We start from the raw sequence: 242 nt of genomic DNA on the forward strand, positions 1-242 counted from the left end.
GGTTGCGTTGCCGCGCCATATGCCATTCGACCAGAGAGACGCTGCCACGCACCGGATGCGGCACGGCCATCTGTTCAACTGCACGGGCATTGCGGATAAAGAAATCGGGATTCTGCCGCAGATAATCACTGACGGCCTGATCGTCCAGCAGAACCGAACTGTCAGCCTGCTCTTCGATATTTTTCATAGATGAATAAACCCATCGTAGACGTGTGTCGCAGGCCCGGTCATATAGAGCGGCT

At 55.0% G+C, this 242-nt stretch carries 1 protein-coding gene; it reads right to left on the reverse strand.

From position 1 onward, the window contains the following. The coding region (locus tag SB756_RS34310) for a DUF484 family protein (RefSeq protein ID WP_410913782.1) at positions 1 to 187 on the reverse strand (187 nt) is incomplete at its 3' end. Positions 188 to 242: the final 55 nt, after the last annotated feature.

The organism is Pseudomonas sp. SIMBA_068, assembly GCF_046534705.1.
In the GTDB taxonomy this organism is placed as follows: Bacteria; Pseudomonadota; Gammaproteobacteria; order Pseudomonadales; family Pseudomonadaceae; genus Aquipseudomonas; species Aquipseudomonas putida.